The 14,861-nt window shown below is 65.7% G+C and carries 15 protein-coding genes and 1 pseudogene; 11 read left to right on the forward strand and 5 right to left on the reverse strand.

The features are described from left to right. Positions 1-134 precede the first annotated feature (134 nt). From hisF to AX672_RS04365, 5 genes are all read left to right on the forward strand, one after another. Entirely contained in the window at positions 135-908 is a 774-nt protein-coding gene (gene hisF, locus AX672_RS04350) for an imidazole glycerol phosphate synthase subunit HisF (RefSeq protein ID WP_066648812.1), read from the forward strand. Positions 909-1,058: 150 nt separating this feature from the next. Next, positions 1,059-1,226 (forward strand): hypothetical protein, encoded by a 168-nt coding sequence (locus AX672_RS18825; protein ID WP_202189233.1) that lies wholly within the window; start codon positions 1,059-1,061, stop codon positions 1,224-1,226. Positions 1,227-1,257: 31 nt separating this feature from the next. After that, complete coding sequence (locus AX672_RS04355) at positions 1,258-1,578, forward strand: phosphoribosyl-ATP diphosphatase (protein ID WP_066648814.1); 321 nt, start codon at positions 1,258-1,260, stop codon at positions 1,576-1,578. A 108-nt stretch (positions 1,579-1,686) separates the two neighbouring features. Next, positions 1,687-2,064 (forward strand): histidine triad nucleotide-binding protein, encoded by a 378-nt coding sequence (locus AX672_RS04360; protein ID WP_066648816.1) that lies wholly within the window; start codon positions 1,687-1,689, stop codon positions 2,062-2,064. Between the two features lie 83 nt (positions 2,065-2,147). Then, the gene (locus AX672_RS04365; RefSeq protein WP_066648818.1) at positions 2,148-3,707 is read left to right on the forward strand and encodes an amino acid permease; all 1,560 of its coding nucleotides are present in this window, start codon (positions 2,148-2,150) and stop codon (positions 3,705-3,707) included. Between the two features lie 79 nt (positions 3,708-3,786). Here AX672_RS04365 and AX672_RS04370 read toward each other — a convergent pair whose 3' ends face one another. Continuing rightward, positions 3,787-4,809: an adenosine kinase gene (locus tag AX672_RS04370; protein WP_066648851.1), complete on the reverse strand. Its 1,023-nt coding sequence runs from the start codon at positions 4,807-4,809 to the stop codon at positions 3,787-3,789. 123 nt (positions 4,810-4,932) lie between these two features. On the opposite strand from AX672_RS04370, the gene AX672_RS04375 reads away from it, so the two are divergent. After that, positions 4,933-5,322, forward strand: a complete 390-nt coding sequence (locus tag AX672_RS04375) for a hypothetical protein (RefSeq protein ID WP_066648820.1) — start codon at positions 4,933-4,935, stop codon at positions 5,320-5,322. Here AX672_RS04375 and queG read toward each other — a convergent pair. Further along, entirely contained in the window at positions 5,281-6,354 is a 1,074-nt protein-coding gene (queG, locus tag AX672_RS04380) for a tRNA epoxyqueuosine(34) reductase QueG (RefSeq protein WP_066648822.1), read from the reverse strand. The two genes, AX672_RS04375 and queG, sit on opposite strands and share 42 nt — an antisense overlap. An 88-nt stretch (positions 6,355-6,442) precedes the next feature. On the opposite strand from queG, the gene AX672_RS04385 reads away from it, so the two are divergent. The 4 genes and pseudogenes from AX672_RS04385 (at position 6,443) to msrB (ending at position 10,500) form a co-directional block, all read left to right on the forward strand. Beyond that, positions 6,443-7,360: an ABC transporter ATP-binding protein gene (locus tag AX672_RS04385; RefSeq protein ID WP_082730373.1), complete on the forward strand. Its 918-nt coding sequence runs from the start codon at positions 6,443-6,445 to the stop codon at positions 7,358-7,360. Further along, positions 7,357-8,607, forward strand: coding sequence for an ABC transporter permease (locus AX672_RS04390; protein WP_066648833.1), 1,251 nt, complete (start codon positions 7,357-7,359; stop codon positions 8,605-8,607). The genes AX672_RS04385 and AX672_RS04390 overlap by 4 nt, the downstream gene beginning before the upstream one ends. 75 nt (positions 8,608-8,682) lie before the next feature. After that, positions 8,683-9,929: pseudogene (locus tag AX672_RS04395) on the forward strand (cytochrome P450). 79 nt (positions 9,930-10,008) lie between these two features. Next, positions 10,009-10,500, forward strand: coding sequence for a peptide-methionine (R)-S-oxide reductase MsrB (msrB, locus tag AX672_RS04400; protein WP_066648857.1), 492 nt, complete (start codon positions 10,009-10,011; stop codon positions 10,498-10,500). 9 nt (positions 10,501-10,509) lie between these two features. Here the strand turns inward: msrB and AX672_RS04405 are convergent, their stop codons facing one another. The 3 genes from AX672_RS04405 to AX672_RS04415 form a co-directional block, all read right to left on the reverse strand. Next, the gene (locus tag AX672_RS04405; RefSeq protein ID WP_066648836.1) at positions 10,510-11,052 is read right to left on the reverse strand and encodes a CHAP domain-containing protein; all 543 of its coding nucleotides are present in this window, start codon (positions 11,050-11,052) and stop codon (positions 10,510-10,512) included. A gap of 169 nt (positions 11,053-11,221) precedes the next feature. After that, on the reverse strand, positions 11,222-12,667 hold the full coding sequence (locus AX672_RS04410) for an MFS transporter (RefSeq protein ID WP_202189234.1): 1,446 nt from the start codon (positions 12,665-12,667) through the stop codon (positions 11,222-11,224). Beyond that, entirely contained in the window at positions 12,664-13,494 is an 831-nt protein-coding gene (locus AX672_RS04415) for an SDR family NAD(P)-dependent oxidoreductase (RefSeq protein ID WP_066648838.1), read from the reverse strand. Before AX672_RS04415 ends, AX672_RS04410 begins: the two co-directional genes overlap by 4 nt. Positions 13,495-13,631: 137 nt before the next feature. Between AX672_RS04415 and AX672_RS04420 the strand changes: the two genes are divergently transcribed. After that, the gene (locus tag AX672_RS04420; RefSeq protein WP_066648848.1) at positions 13,632-14,777 is read left to right on the forward strand and encodes an acyl-CoA dehydrogenase family protein; all 1,146 of its coding nucleotides are present in this window, start codon (positions 13,632-13,634) and stop codon (positions 14,775-14,777) included. The last annotated feature ends 84 nt before the right edge of the window (positions 14,778-14,861 follow it).

Here is a 14,861-nt window from a genome sequence, read left to right on the forward strand (position 1 = left end):
GGGTTGGGGTGGGGCCTCACCACCGGGGTCGCGCTCTGTGAGACACGCCCCACCCCCTGCCCAGCTTCGCCGCTCTTGGTCCCGTCCGGGGGACGGGACAGCGGCGAAGCTCCTAAAGGGGAGGGGTTTGCCCCATGACCGTCCGCGCGCGCGTCATCCCCTGCCTCGACGTTGCCAATGGCCGCGTCGTCAAGGGCGTCAATTTCGTCGATCTGCGCGATGCGGGCGATCCGGTAGAACAGGCGCGGGCCTATGACGCGGCGGGCGCGGACGAGCTGTGCTTCCTCGACATCACCGCGAGCCACGAAGCACGCGGGACGATCATCGATGTCGTCCGCCGGACGGCTGAAGTCTGCTTCATGCCGCTCACGGTCGGGGGCGGGGTGCGGAGCGCCGAGGATGCGCGCGCGCTGCTGCTCGCCGGGGCCGACAAGGTCGCGGTCAACAGCGCCGCCGTCGCGCGGCCCGAGGTCGTCGCCGACATTGCCGATCGCTTCGGCAGCCAGTGCTGCGTCGCCTCGGTCGATGCGCGACAAGTCGCCGAGGGGCGCTGGGAAGTCTTCACCCATGGCGGGCGGCGCGCGACCGGCATCGACGCGGTGGAACACGCGCTGCGACTCGCCGGGCTTGGCGCTGGCGAATTGCTGGTGACGTCGATGGACCGCGACGGCACGCGCGGCGGCTATGACCTCGCGCTGATCCGCACGATCGCCGATCAGGTGCGCGTGCCGGTCGTGGCGAGCGGCGGCGTCGGTTGGCTGGGCGATCTGGTCGCGGGGATTACCGAAGGGCATGCGAGCGCCGTCCTCGCCGCATCGATCTTCCACTTCGGGGAAGCGAGCATCGCCGACGCCCACCGCGCGCTGGCGGCGGCTGGGGTGCCAGTGCGCACGCCGGTCGCAGCGTGAGACCATCGCTCGCAACGCTCTATGCGTCACCCTGAACTCGTTTCAGGGTCCAACGTGCCACCGGTACCGGGCGGGCGTGTGCCACGTTGGATGCTGAACCAAGTTCAGCATGACGAAAGAGTTTTAACGGAACGTCGGTAGAAGGCCGCAATGCTGGAACTCACCGCCGTCACTGCCCATTCGGGCGTTGCCCACCCGCGCACCGCGCCGGAATTGTCGGACATCGCGCTTTTCGTGATGGCGGCGGCAGGCGTGTGGTTCGTCCGCCGCGCGCTTCGCCGACGCTTCGCCAAGGCGCGCGACGCCGCGAAGGATTGACGCGCGCGGGCGGCTGGGCCAGCCCAAGCCAATGGCCGAAGACTTTATCGCTACGCTCGAATCGGTGATCCGCAGCCGCCGCGGCGCCGACCCTGCGACGAGCTACACCGCCAAGCTGTTCGCCGCCGGGCGCGCCAAGATCGCGCAGAAAGTCGGCGAGGAAGCGGTTGAAACCGTCATCGCCTCGCTCGGCGACGATCGCGCGGCGCTGGTCGGCGAGGCGACCGATCTGATGTTTCACCTGCTGGTGCTGCTCGCCGATGCGGGGCTGAGCCTCGACGATATCCGCGCCGAAATGCGCCGCCGCGAAGGCGTGTCGGGGATTGATGAGAAGGCCGCTCGGAAGACTTGACCCCCCGCTTGCGGGAGGGGTCGGGGGTGGGCCTACTACGCGAGCGATAGTCAGGCCATCCCCACCCCTAGCCCCTCCGGCAAGCGGGAGGGGGACTTGGAGCACCCCATGCCGATCGACGCCACCCAGCCCTATGACGACCAGAATATCTTCGCCAAGATCCTGCGCGACGAAATCCCCTCGCGGCGGGTGTATGAGGACGATTTCGCGGTCGCCTTCCACGACATCAACCCACAGGCGCCGACGCATCTCCTCGTGATCCCGCGCGGTGCCTATGTGTCGTGGGACGACTTCAGCGCCCGCGCGAGCGATGTCGAGATTGCCGGGTTCGTGCGCGCAGTCGGCGAAGTCGCGCGCGCGGCGGGGCTGGTCGCGCCGGGATACCGCCTGCTCGCCAACACCGGGATGAACGCGCATCAGGAAGTACCGCATCTCCACGTCCACATCTTCGCCGGGCAACCGCTCGGGCCGATGCTGATGCGATAGGGGATTGTACGCGACGGATTTGGGTTTACGGTCGCGGACTTTGCTGAGGCGGCAAAAGCCGCCGCAAAAGGGGAATTGACTGGATGGATTGGCGCATCAAGCCGCTCGACGCGATTCTGGCCACAGCCGAAAAGAAATCGCTGCACCGCACACTCGGCTGGTTTCAGCTTACCCTGTTCGGCATTGGCTGCGTCATCGGTACCGGCATTTTCGTGCTGACCGCGGCAGGGGCGCAAAAGGCCGGGCCGGGCCTGATGCTCGCCTTTGCGATTGCCGGGGTCATCTGCATCGTTGCGGCGCTTTGTTACGCTGAAATTGCGGCGATGGTGCCCGTCGCCGGGTCAGCCTACACCTATACCTATGCATCGATGGGCGAATTTCTGGCCTGGACCGTCGGCTGGGCGCTGGTGCTGGAATATGCCGTTGCCGCCAGCGCGGTCTGCGTTGGCTGGTCGGGTTACTTCAGCGGTACATTCCTCGACCAGACACTTGGGATCAAGCTACCCGCCTATCTGGCAAGCGCCCCGCTGGCGCTGGGCGGCGCACCGGGCGGGTTCATCAACTTGCCGGCGGTGCTGATCGCGGGCTTGATCACATGGTTGCTGATGATCGGCACCACCGAGAGCGCGCGCGTCAACGCCGTTCTGGTGCTGATCAAGGTGACCGCGCTCACCGCGTTCATCGCGCTCACCTTGCCGAGCGATCAGTTCAGCGCCGAACGTTTCAATCCGTTCCTGCCCGCCGGCGTGTTCGGCGGCTTCGGCACGGGTGTTGGCGCGGTTGGGGCTGCGGCCACGATCTTCTTTGCCTATGTCGGCTTCGACGCCGTTTCGACGGCAGCCGAGGAAACCAAGAATCCGCAAGTCAATGTCCCGATCGGCCTGATCGGCTCGCTGCTGTTTTGCACCGTCTTCTACATTCTGGTCGCCGCCGGGGCGATCGGCACGATCGGCGGCCAGCCGATCATGGGGCCGAACGGAATCCCGTTCCCGACCGGATCGGAAGAGCTCGCCCGCCAGTGCGCGCTGCCGCAGTATAAGGAAGCGCTGGTCTGCTCGAACGAAGCGCTGGCCCATGTGCTGCGCACGATCGGCTGGTCGCAGGTCGGCAATGCGCTGGGCTATGCCGCCGGATTTGCGCTGCCGTCGGTGATCCTGATCCTGATGTACGGCCAGACGCGCATCTTCTTCGTGATGGCGCGCGACGGCCTGCTGCCCGAACGACTGAGCACGGTCCATCCGAAGTGGAAGACGCCGCATATCGTCACGATGGTAACGGGCGTGGTCGTCGCCATCGGCGCGGCCTTCTTCCCCGTGGGGCAGCTTGCCGACTGGGCCAATGCCGGGACGCTCTATGCGTTCATGATGGTCGCGATCTGCGTGATGATCCTGCGCCGGACCGCGCCTAACGCACCACGGACGTTCCGCACGCCGCTGCTCGTCGTGGTCGGACCGGCGACCATTTTCGGCTGCATCTTCCTGTTCGCGAACCTCCCGTGGCAGGCGATTCTGGTGTTCTTCATCTGGGCCGTGATCGGCATCATTGCCTATTTCGCCTATGGGCGCGGTGCGAGCCATCTCGGGCGCGGCATCGTCGAGGTGACACCCGGTGACGATCGCGAGCCGATCGCGCCGAACATCTGATTTCGGTCACCGACCATGCCACAGAAAAGGGCCGGAGGATCGCTCCTCCGGCCCTTTTTTTGCGCGCTTGCCGATCCGGTCAGGCGACGGCCGCGCCGAGCTTTTCCGCCACCAGCGCCTTCAAATCGACCATCGGTCGTGCGCCGACATGGCTGATGATCTCGGCGGCGCAGATCGCACCGATGCGCAGTGAATCGACCAGGCTCATCCCGCGCGCCTGACCGTGGAGGAAGCCAGCGGCGAAAAGATCGCCCGCACCCGTCGTGTCGACGACGCGCTCGATCGGTTCGGCGGCGACCGTCGCGGTCTCGCCCGTGCGGATGGCGAGTGCGCCCTTCTCGCTGCGGGTGACGACCAGCAGCGGCACCTGCGCGGCGATGCGGAGCAGCGCCTGCTGGAAATCCTCCTCATTGGCGAGCGCCAGCAGCTCGTTCTCGTTGGCGAACAGGATGTCGATCAAGCCGTCCGCCAGCAGCTGGCGGAAATCGTCACCGTGGCGCGAGATGCAGAACACGTCGGACACGGTGAAGGCGACCTTGCGCCCCGCCGCCCGGGCGAAGTCGATGGCGGCGCGCATCGCCGCCCGCGGTTCTTCAGGGTCCCAGAGATAGCCTTCGAGATAGAGGATCGCGCCCGATTCGATCAGGCTGCGGTCGAGCGCATGGGCGGGCAGGAACTGCGACGCGCCGAGGAAGGTGTTCATCGTCCGCTGTCCGTCGGGCGTCACGAGGATCAGGCAGCGCGCGGTCGAGGGTTCGCCATCGCGCGCGGGCGTGTCGAACACGACGCCGGTCGCGCGGATATCGTGCGCGAAGACTTCGCCCAGCTGGTCCTTCGCGACCTGGCCAATGAAGCCGGTCTTGCCGCCCAGCGCCGCGATGCCCGCAACGGTGTTGGCGGCCGACCCGCCGCTCGCCTCGGTCCCGGGACCCATCTTGGCATAAAGCGCATCGGCCTCGGCAGGCGAGAACATCAGCTGCATCGACCCCTTGGTCATGCCTTCGGCAGCGATGAAATCATCGTCGGCATGCGCGAGCACGTCGACGATGGCGTTGCCGATCGCGACGACGTCGAGCGTGGGATCGTGGCTGGGTGCGGTCACGGCGGTCTCCTGAAGATTGCGTGCACGCCGCCTATCGCCCTGCACGACAATCCGCAACCGGCGCGCGGCGGGCGCATCGCGGCGGGGTTGCCGTTTGCTGCCGGGCGTGCTGCTAAGGCGCGCATGAAATTGTCGAGATCCCGCCTTGCCGTGGCGACGCTGGCGCTGACCGTCGCCGGTTGTTCGACCACCAGTGCCACACCGCCTGCGGTGCGCGCGGCGCCGGTGCCGATCCCGAGCGCGCCACTGCCCCGCGTCGGGCTGGAACGCGTGCTCGGCCAGAGCGAGCGCGGGCTGGTCGCATTGTTCGGCAAGCCCGATGCCGAGGTTACCGAAGGCGCCGCGCGCAAGCTCCAGTTCGCGAGCGGCATCTGCGTGCTCGATGCCTATCTCTATCCCAAGGGATCGAGCGCGCCCGTCGTCACTTATGTCGATGCGCGCCAGACCAACGGCAGCCCGATCGATCGCGCGTCATGCGTTGCCGCGCTCACCCGGCGCGGCGGCGGCAAGTAACCGGCCGAGCGCCCAACTGGCCGCATCGCGCACTACCTCAGACGGGTCGTCGGCGAGCGCGCGCAAGCGATCGGCCAGTGCCGGATCGCCGCTGTTGCCCGCTGCGATGGCGGCATTGCGCACCATCCGCTCGCGCCCGATGCGCTTGATCGGCGAGCCTGCAAATATTTCGCGAAAACCCGCATCGTCGAGCGCCAGCAGATCGGCGAGCGCGGGGGCGGTCAATTCGGCACGCGGCAGGAAAGCACGATTGGCAGCGGCGCTGACGGCGAATTTGTTCCACGGGCACACCGCCAGACAATCGTCGCAGCCATAGACGCGGTTGCCGATACCTTCGCGCAATTCGAGCGGAATCGGACCCCTGTGCTCGATTGTCAGATAGGAAATGCAGCGCCGCGCATCGAGCCGATAAGGCGCCGGAAAGGCATCGGTCGGGCAGGCCCGCTGGCAAGCATCGCACGATCCGCAACGGTCGCGTCCGGGCGTATCAGCGTCGAGATCGAGCGTCGTGTAGATCGCGCCGAGGAACAGCCAGCTGCCGGATACGCGGCTGACGAGATTGCTGTGCTTGCCCTGCCAGCCGAGCCCCGCTGCTGCGGCGAGCGGCTTTTCCATCACCGGGGCAGTATCGACGAAAACCTTCAGGTCGCCGCCTGCCTCGGCCACGATCCACCGTGCCAGCGCCTTCAGCGCCCGCTTGACGACATCGTGATAATCGCCGCCCTGTGCGTAGACCGAGATCCGGGCACGGTCGGAAACCGCGGCGAGCGCGAGCGGGTCCACGCCCGGCGCATAGCTCATGCCGAGCGCGATCACGCTGCGCACGTCGGGCCACAGGCCGGCGGGGGACGCGCGCTCACCCGCGCGCGCTTCCATCCAGATCATGTCACCGTGCATGCCCTCGTCGAGCCACGCGCGCAGCCGCTCGCCCGTGCGCGGGGCCGCATCGGCACGCGCAATCCCGCACGCGACAAAGCCAAGCTCGGCCGCTTTCGCTTTCAACCGCTCGCCGAATGGCTTGTCTTTGTTCATCCTTGCCCGCTACCAACGGCCCTTGTGGAAGGGCATAGGCCTTCCCTACCCCGTCCGTCCGGACGAACAAGTTTTTGAGGGGATTGGTTTGCGTAGCAATCTGGCGATCAGCGCCACTGGCCTCGTCAAGCGCTTCGGCGATCGGCGCGTGGTCGACGGCGTCGATATCGCGGTGCCCAAGGGCATGATCTATGGCGTGCTTGGCCCCAATGGCGCCGGCAAGACCACGACCTTGCGGATGCTGCTCGGCATTATCGAGCCCGACGAAGGCAGTCGCACGCTGCTCGACCGGGCGATCCCGCGCGAGGCGAGCGACCATGTCGGCTATCTGCCGGAGGAGCGCGGGCTCTATCCCGCAATGAAAGCACGCGAGGCGATTGCCTTCATGGGCGCGCTGCGCGGACTCGACCTCAAGATCGGGCGCAAGCGCGCCGACGGGCTGCTCGAAGCCGCCGGGCTCGGCCATGCCGGGGACACCAAGATTCGCAAATTGTCGAAAGGCATGGCCCAGCTCGTCCAGCTCTGCGGCTCGGTCGTCCATGAACCCGAGCTGCTGGTGCTCGACGAGCCATTCTCAGGCCTCGACCCGGTCAATCAGGAGCGGCTCGAAACGCTGATCCGCGCCGAGCGCGATCGCGGCGCGACGGTGCTCTTCTCCACGCATATCATGGGCCATGCCGAGCGGCTGTGCGACCGGCTCGCCATCATCGCGGGCGGCAAGCGCCGGTTCGAAGGCACCGTTGCCGAAGCGCGCGGCACGCTGCCGTTCAAGGCGCATTATGTGCCGCACCATGAAGGCGACGGCCTGCGCGCGCTGCTGCCCGCGGACGCCGAACGCAGCCATGACGGCTGGACCTTCACCATGCCCGACGCCGGGATAGAGGCTTTGCTGATGCAATTGATCGAGGCCGGTCACGGCATTTCGGGGCTGTCGATCGAGCGCCCCAGCCTGCACGACGCGTTCGTGCGCATCGTCGGTCGCGACGCGCTGGAGGCGGCGGCATGAGCACGGCCCGTGAAAAAAAGTCGGGCAACAGCGCGCGCCTGATCCGCCAGACGCTGACGATCGCGCGGCGCGATTTTACCGCGACGGTGTTCACACCCCTGTTCCTGCTGTTCCTGCTGTCGCCGCTGATCATGATCGGTTTCGGCGTCGTCGGTGGGTTGGGCGGCGCGACGCTGGCGCGCGGCGCAGGCGGCAAGGTTCAGATCATTGCCATCGCCGACGCTGATCGCGGCCAATCGCTGATCGCCGCCGACAAGCGGCTGCGGACCATTTTCCGTCGCAGCGACGCACCGCCACCGCTAGCGATCGAGGCCCCGCAGGGTGATCCGGCTGCGCAAGCGCGTGCAGCATTTGAAGGCCGCGATATCGAAGTATCGGCGGTGCTTTATGGCCCGCTCGACCACCCGGAGATCCTTTACGGCGCGCAAGGATCGCGATCGGCGGATTATCTCGAAACGCTCGCCGATACGGCACTGCGCGACAAGGCAGTCGGCGACAAGCCGTTGAGCGTCGCCACCAAAACCTCGATCGTCCGCAAAAAGGCATCGCGATCGGGCCGCAACCAGTCGGCGTTCCTTGCCGTCACCGGCATCTTCTTCCTGACGCTGTTCCTGTCGGGTCAGGCGGTCGGGACCATGGCCGAGGAGCGCAGCAACAAGGTGATCGAAATTCTCGCCGCTGCCGTCCCGCTCGAATCGGTATTCCTCGGCAAATTGCTCGGCATGTTCGGCGTGGCGGTGCTTTTCGTCACTTTCTGGGGGACATTGCTCAGCCAGATCGGGCGGTTCCTGCCCGCCGGCGGCGCCGCGCTCACCGAGATTGCCCCGGCGATCGGCGTGCCCGTCTTCGTGCTGCTGTTCTGCGGCTATTTCACCATGGCCTATATGCTGCTGGGCGCCGTGTTCCTCAGCGTCGGCGCACAGGCGCAGACGATGCGCGAAATCCAGATGCTGTCGCTGCCGATCACGATCGTCCAGATGGCAATGTTCGGGCTCGCGTCTGCCGCCGCCGCTGACCCCGGCAGCACGATCGCGATCTTCGCCGAGATATTTCCGCTGAGCTCACCCTTTGCGATGGCCGCGCGCGCCGCCAACCGGCCCGAGATCTGGCCGCATCTGCTGGCGCTGGCGTGGCAGGCATTGTGGGTGGCGATCACGATCTGGATCGGCGCGGGCGCGTTCCGGCGCGGCGTGCTCAAATCGGGTAGCGGGCGTAAAGGGCTGATGACGCGTTTCGCCCGCCGCTGAGCGCAACGCCTATTGACACGGATGTCAGTTGGTAGTGTCTTAGCCGCATAACGAACCCATAAGGGAGAGGCGAGCGTGGCGACACTTGCGCAGGATGCAGCACCGGGGAAGATCGTCGATCCGCTCGACGTCAGCCGCGGCGAACTTTATAGCGAAGACCGTTGGCAGGAACCCTTTGCCCAGCTGCGGGCCGAGTCTCCGGTTCATTATGTGCCCGCCAGCGATTACGGCGCCTATTGGTCGATTTCGACCTACAAGCCGATCATCGAGGTCGAATCGCTGCCCGATCTCTACTCGTCGGAAGCGGGCGGCATTACCCTTGCCGACTTCGACGAGAATCTGCCCGGTGCCGTCAAGACGCCGATGTTCATCGCAATGGACCGGCCCAAGCACACCGGCCAGCGCCGCACCGTCGCGCCCGCCTTCACGCCGAGCGAAATGGTGCGGATGACCGACAACATCCGCACGCGCTCGGCCGAAATTCTCGATTCGCTGCCCTGGGGTGAGGAATTCGACTGGGTCGACCGCGTCTCGATCGAACTGACGACGCAGATGCTCGCGATCCTGTTCGACTTCCCATGGGAGGATCGCCGCAAGCTGACCTTCTGGTCCGACTGGGCCGGCGACATGAATTGTTCAAGGATCAGGAAAAGCGGCTCGAGCGGCTCGAGCATATGCACGAATGCGCTGCCTATTTCGGCAGGCTGTGGCAGGCGAAGATTGGCAAGGAGCCGACGCCGGACCTGATTTCAATGATGATCCATTCGGACGCGATGTCGGAAATGGACCAGTGGGAATTCCTCGGCAATCTGATCCTGCTGATCGTCGGCGGCAACGACACCACGCGCAATTCGATGAGCGCTGCCGCTTACGGCCTTGACCTGTTCCCGGACGAGCGTGCGAAGCTAGAGGCCGATCCCTCGCTGATCCCCAATGCAGTGCAGGACATCATCCGCTGGCAGACCCCGCTGGCGCACATGCGCCGCACGGCCACGCAGGACACCGTGCTCGAAGGGCAGCAGATCAAGGCGGGCGACAAGCTTGCGCTCTGGTATCTGTCGGCCAATCGCGACCGCAGCATCTTCGGCGACGATGCCGACAAAATCGTGGTCGATCGGCCCAATGCGCGCCGCCACCTCGCTTTCGGTCACGGGATCCACCGCTGCGTCGGCGCCCGCCTTGCCGAACTGCAGATCGCGGTGCTGCTCGAGGAAATGGCCAAGCGACGGATGCGCGCGAACGTCGTGGGCGAACCGGTCCGCGTGAAAGGCTGCTTCGTCCATGGCTATCGCAAGCTGCCGGTCGAAATCAGCCGCTACTGAAATCCAATCGGCGGTCGCCCCCGTAACTAGTGCATCGCCGCCAACGAATAGAGGCGGTAATCCACAGATGGGGATCGACATGACCGACCGACGCCAATTCCTCTCGTTCGCCGCGATCAGTGCGGGCGCGATTGCCTTGTTCAGCGGCCGTGGCCAGCGCGCCGAAGCTGCCGAAAAGTTCGAATATCAGCTGACCGACGCCGCGTGGCGCAAGAAGCTGAGCCCCGCCGCCTATCGCACGCTACGGCATGAGGCGACCGAATATCCCGGCAGCAGCCCGCTCCTGAAGGAGCATCGCGCCGGCATCTTCGCATGCGCAGGCTGCGCGCTGCCGCTGTTTTCGTCGCGGACGAAATATGACAGTGGCACGGGCTGGCCGAGCTTCTGGATGCCGCTGAAGGATGCGGTCCGCACCAAGACCGACACGCTGCTCGGGTTCGAGCGCGTCGAAGTTCATTGCCGCCGCTGCGGCGGGCATCTGGGCCATGTGTTCGATGACGGACCGCGCCCGACCGGCAAGCGTTATTGCATGAATGGCGTCGCGCTGACATTCACGCCCGGCAAGGCCTGAAGCCGACGCTCAGTCCTCGATCGCGACCAGAGTCGAGATGCCGCGTCCGCCGGTGCTCCTGGTCGCGATCTCGGTCGCTTCACCCAAGGGCTGATCGGCGCCGTCGCGGTAGATGAAGCCCTTGATCGGATAGGTGGTGGTGCCGAGCCCGCGCATCGGCCCGAACCAGACGCGCACCCGGCTCCAGTCGCCTGCCTCCGACACATCGACGGCGCGGACATTGCGTTCGATGCCGCCGCGAGTCGACCAGTTGGCATGGGTCAGCAGCACTTCGCGGTCGCTGACGATTTCGCTGACCATCGCGACATGGCCGTTGCGCATCTTCGCCGTCGCGGCAAAGGCGAGCACCGCGCCAACCTTCGGCGCGTGGCCGCGCGCATAGCGACCGGCCGCCTGATCCCACCAGGTGTAAGCATTGCCGCGGATTTCGATGCCCGACACTTCGCGGGCGAACGGCACGCACTGCAGACCGCGCGCCATGGCAGGGACCGATGTCATCAGGATGCAGGAAAACACCAGCGCGAATCGCGCTGCGAGCGTCTTGATTGTCATGGACCCCCCAAGGTCGCCTGAACACTGTTGAGTGTTACAAAGCAGAGGCAAGCGGCCGGGGAAACCCTTTCGCCACGATGAACGGCGGCTTTCGGGACGAACGGTTGGAACCGGGCGATGACTTGCTGCGGCGATGCAGCAAGCTCGCCGAAATCGGCGGGGATCCGCGCTATTCGGTTGCCGCAACGCCCATTTTGGCGAGTCGGGCCTGATGCTCCGCGCGGCCGAACGGGAAGCGCGAATAAGCAAAGGCACCAAGCCCGTAGAACAGGATCATCGCGCCGGCGAATACCAGAATCAGCCGGTTGATGGTCTCGGACGATACCGACCCCGGCACCGCTGCGGCCGGGAAAGCGGCGATGGCGAGAATGGTACCCGCCATTAGCGTACCGAGCCCGCCGACAAGCTTCTGCACGAAGAAGCTGCCCGCAAAGAACACGCCTTCAGATCGGCGGCCGGTGCGCATTTCCGATTCCTCGACCACATCCGAGAGCATCGCAGCGCCGATGATGAAGGAAGACACGCCGCATGCGGTGTTGAGCGTAAAGATCGTGAGCAGCAGCGGCAGCGCGATCGGCGAGTCCATCGACGGAAACAGCCCGAGCAGCCGCAGGGCATAGGGGCTGGTGATCAGCACGGCATTGGCAATCGCAAAGGCAGCGCCGATGCGGTGCTTGTCGCCGCTGCGCGTCGCGCGCGGGGCAATGATGAAGGCAAGCGTCGCGCCGATGAACAGCGCCAGTGTCAGCCACTGATAATCCGCGCCTTTGAAGCCCCAGACGAACTGGTACATATAGTTTGACAGCGCGAACGACATGCCCTGCGCGGTGTAGGCGAACACGCCTGCGATCATCAGGATGATAAAGCCCTTGTTGCGCACTGTCTGCGCGAAGGCACGGAAATGCTCTGCCGCTGTCTCGCCCGTCGATTCGTAGCGCGGCAGGTTCCTGATCTCCGGATGCAACCCGATCGACGAACCGATGATCGCGACAAACATGGCCACTGCGCCGAACAGCGCCATTCGCCCATAGCCGTCGGCATTCTGCAACCCCACCGGGTGCGATGCATCAGGGACAAGGAATATGGCATAGGTCAGCGACAGCATCGCCAGCCCACCACCCCAGGCGAACAAATAGCGGTAGGAAAACAGCCGTGTGCGCTCGTCATAATCGGCGCTCAGTTCCGGCCCCATCGCCGCCGAAGGAATTTCAAACGCGGACAGCGCCAGCCGGACAAGTAAAGCGGTACCGAACAGATAGCCGAGCAGCGCCGACTGCGACCATCCCTCTGGCGGGTTCCACAGCAACAGCCAACCGAGCGCGATCGGCAAGGCAGAGCCGTACATCCACGGATGCCGACGCCCCCAGCGCCCCCGTGTGTGATCGGACAGGAAGCCGACAATCGGATCGGCAAAGGCCTCGACCACCAGCACTGCCGCGATCACGCCCCCCACCGCCGCTGCCGGCAGGCCGACGACCTGATTGTAGAACAGCAGCAGGAAGGTCGCGAAGCCGCTGTCCTTGATGCCATAGGCGACCGATCCGAACCCGAACGACCAGCGGCTGCGCAGCGAAACCTTGCGGGCTGGCGACACGGCTGGCACGGTTTCGCTCACTTCTTGAAAGCCTCGAGCATGGCAAAGAGCGACGGCACATTGGGGTCCCAACTGTGACGCGGACCAAGCGTCATCCCGCCATCGATGGTGATGTGCGTGCCGGTCACGAACGCGGCGTCGTCGCTGGCGAGGTAGGCGACGGCAGCGGCAATGTCGTCGGGTGACCCGGCGCGCTGCACCGGTTGCGCTGCGGCGGCAATCCCGGCGATCGCGGCATTGGCCTGATCGCGCGCGCTGCCGTCGATTTCCATCGCGCTGGTGAAGATGTTGGTGGTGATGAAGCCCGGACAGACCGCATTCACGCGAATCCTGTGCCGCGAAAGATCCGCAGCGGCGAGATGCGTCAGGTGCAGCACGCCCGCCTTCGCGACCGAATAGGCGGTCGGTGCGGCGCCGGTCTGGAGCGCGGCAATCGAGGCGGTGTTGACGATCGCGCCGCCGCCGCGCGCCGCCATCAGCGGGGCGGCATAGCGAATGCCGAGCGCGACCGACCGCAGCAGCAGGTTTTGCGTAAAGTCCCATTCGTCCGGGCTGATCTCGTCGATCCTGGCGCGCGCCCCGCCTGCCCCTGCGTTGTTGAACAGAACATCGATGCCGCCACCCGCATCGGCGGCCACCATCAGCGCTTCAATCTCGCTGGCCTCGCAGACATTGCAGCGCTGGAAACGGATGCGGCCATTGGAGGTTTCGGCAATCTCGCGCCCCTGCGCTTCGTCGACGTCACCGATCAACACGTCGGCGCCCTCGCGGACCAGCCGCAGCGCGGTGGCACGGCCGATACCCGATGCGCCGCCGGTTACCACGGCGCGTTTTCCTGCGAAGCGCATAGCCTCTCCTCTGTGTTTTTGGGCAGCATAGTATGCAGATGCGGGCGGTCAATCGAAGGCTTTCGAATTTCGGGTCTGGCTTGCAGCCAGCCGCGCCGCCGATTACGACGGCGCAAACAGGAGAGGCAGTGCAGGCAATGGCGCTCGATCAGGAAACCTTCGACCAGTTGATCGGCACAGTGCGCCGTTTCGTCAGCGAACGCCTCCGCCCGCTTGAGGCGCAAGTCGAGCAGGACGATGCGATTCCCGATGATATCGTGCGCGAAATGCGCGAGCTTGGCCTCTACGGCCTGTCGATCGCCGAGGAATATGGCGGCCTCGGGCTGACGATGCTCGAGGAATGCAAGGTTGCGATCGAGCTGGGGCGCACCACGCCTGCCTTCCGCTCGACCTTCGGCACCAATGTCGGCATCGGCAGCCAAGGGTTGGTGATGGCCGGCACGCCCGAGCAGAAAGCGCTCTGGCTGCCGCGCATCGCGAGCGGCGAGATCGTCACCAGCTTTGCGCTGACCGAACCCGATGTCGGCAGCGACTCAGGCGCGGTGAAGACGCGCGCGGTCAAGGACGGCGATGTCTATCGGCTGAGCGGCACCAAGCGATACATCACCAATGCCGACAAGGCCGACCTGTTCACCGTCATGGCCCGCACCGGCGAGGAACCCGGCGCGCGCGGCGTTTCCGCTTTCCTCGTCCCGCGCGACCTGCCCGGCATGTCGATCGGCCATCCCGAAAAGAAGATGGGGCAGAAGGGCGCAAAGGTCGCTGACGTCAATTTTGACGACGTGCCCGTGCCCGCGGCGAACCGGCTGGGGGCCGAAGGCGAAGGCTTCAAGATCGCGATGCGCGTGCTCGATCGCGGTCGGCTGCACATCTCGGCGGTGTGCGTCGGCGTGGCCGAGCGGCTGATCGCCGACTGCGTCGCTTATGCCAGCGAGCGCAAACAGTTCGGGAAAGCAATCAGCGAGCATCAGCTGATCCAGGCGATGATCGCGGATTCGAAGACCGAGGCGCTCGCCGCGCGCGCGCTGGTGCTGGAGACGGCGGCCGCCAAGGACGCCGGTCAGGATGTCGTGCTCGAATCCTCGGCCGCGAAGCTGTTTGCCAGCGAAATGGTCGGCCGTGTCGCCGACCGCGCGGTGCAGATCTATGGCGGCGCGGGATACATCGCCGATTACGGCATCGAGCGGCTGTACCGCGACGTCAGGCTGTTCCGCATCTACGAAGGCACCAGCCAGATCCAGCAGCTGATCGTCGCGCGCGAGACGATCAAGCGCGGGGGGTAACTACTCCCCCCTCCCGCTTGCGGGAGGGGGCCGGGGGGTGGGCCCTCGACATCATCAACGACACCGTTTGCGGCTGGCCGGGCG

It is taken from the genome of Sphingomonas sp. CCH10-B3 (genome assembly GCF_001556185.1).
Lineage (GTDB): Bacteria > Pseudomonadota > Alphaproteobacteria > Sphingomonadales > Sphingomonadaceae > Sphingomonas > Sphingomonas aquatica.

What these genes read in the sequence shown, in the direction of transcription:
- hisF (WP_066648812.1), top strand. Translation starts at nt 135, where the DNA reads ATGACCGTCCGCGCGCGCGTCATCCCCTGCCTCGACGTTGCCAATGGC.
- AX672_RS18825 (WP_202189233.1), top strand. Translation starts at nt 1,059, where the DNA reads ATGCTGGAACTCACCGCCGTCACTGCCCATTCGGGCGTTGCCCACCCG.
- AX672_RS04355 (WP_066648814.1), top strand. Translation starts at nt 1,258, where the DNA reads ATGGCCGAAGACTTTATCGCTACGCTCGAATCGGTGATCCGCAGCCGC.
- AX672_RS04360 (WP_066648816.1), top strand. Translation starts at nt 1,687, where the DNA reads ATGCCGATCGACGCCACCCAGCCCTATGACGACCAGAATATCTTCGCC.
- AX672_RS04365 (WP_066648818.1), top strand. Translation starts at nt 2,148, where the DNA reads ATGGATTGGCGCATCAAGCCGCTCGACGCGATTCTGGCCACAGCCGAA.
- AX672_RS04375 (WP_066648820.1), top strand. Translation starts at nt 4,933, where the DNA reads ATGAAATTGTCGAGATCCCGCCTTGCCGTGGCGACGCTGGCGCTGACC.
- queG (WP_066648822.1), bottom strand. Translation starts at nt 6,354, where the DNA reads ATGAACAAAGACAAGCCATTCGGCGAGCGGTTGAAAGCGAAAGCGGCC.
- AX672_RS04390 (WP_066648833.1), top strand. Translation starts at nt 7,357, where the DNA reads ATGAGCACGGCCCGTGAAAAAAAGTCGGGCAACAGCGCGCGCCTGATC.
- msrB (WP_066648857.1), top strand. Translation starts at nt 10,009, where the DNA reads ATGACCGACCGACGCCAATTCCTCTCGTTCGCCGCGATCAGTGCGGGC.
- AX672_RS04405 (WP_066648836.1), bottom strand. Translation starts at nt 11,052, where the DNA reads ATGACAATCAAGACGCTCGCAGCGCGATTCGCGCTGGTGTTTTCCTGC.
- AX672_RS04415 (WP_066648838.1), bottom strand. Translation starts at nt 13,494, where the DNA reads ATGCGCTTCGCAGGAAAACGCGCCGTGGTAACCGGCGGCGCATCGGGT.
- AX672_RS04420 (WP_066648848.1), top strand. Translation starts at nt 13,632, where the DNA reads ATGGCGCTCGATCAGGAAACCTTCGACCAGTTGATCGGCACAGTGCGC.